This window comes from Leucobacter chromiiresistens (assembly GCF_001477055.1).
Classification (GTDB): Bacteria; Actinomycetota; Actinomycetes; order Actinomycetales; family Microbacteriaceae; genus Leucobacter; species Leucobacter chromiiresistens_A.
Window position 1 is genome coordinate 1 of the sequence record NZ_LDRK01000163.1, and the last position, 598, is coordinate 598.

The following is a 598-nucleotide window of genomic DNA, read 5'->3' on the forward strand; positions in this document are numbered from 1 at the left end:
ACTCCGGCACGTGATCCGTGGGCCCCAGCACATCCAGGGTGAAGTCCTCCACCCCGCGGGAGATCAGCAGGTGCAGGGCATCCAGCAGGTCCGCGAGCCCCTTGATGGGCACCACGCGGGCGATGAACACCAGCTTCCAGGTGCGTCGGGCGGCCCCCTCCGGGGTCAGGGCAGCGATCCGCTGCGTCTCCTCCAGGCGCAGGGCGTACTGCTCGTTGAACTCGGAGAGCACCGTCCCGTTGGGCAGGATGCTCACCCGCCCGGGGTCATCCACCGGAGCATCCAGTCCCCGCGCCTCCTCCACCGCCTTGGGGTACAGGTAGGTGATGCGATCCGTGCTCGGATAGCAGAACCGGCCCATCTCGATCCACCAGGCCATCCACGCCCGCTGCACGGGCGTGACCGCCTCGAAGTCCCGGTAGTCCCCGGTGCGCACCGGCAGGGCCATGTTCCGGCCCAGGAGGGTGTTGACGGTGTCGCGCACGTAGAGGTTGTGCTCGGTGAGCAGGAACGCGGCGTCGTGGTCCCGGGCCGCGGCCGCCGCGACCAGCGACGCGTACCCGGTGGTGTGCGCGTGGTATACCCGAGCCCACGAGAC

The 598-nt window shown here is 69.7% G+C and carries 1 protein-coding gene; it reads right to left on the minus strand.

Going from position 1 to position 598, the window contains the following annotated elements; genetic code table 11:
• Positions 1–598, minus strand: a 598-nt coding sequence (locus tag NS354_RS12825; RefSeq protein ID WP_153002230.1) for a DUF3492 domain-containing protein, incomplete at both ends; no start/stop codon positions are given.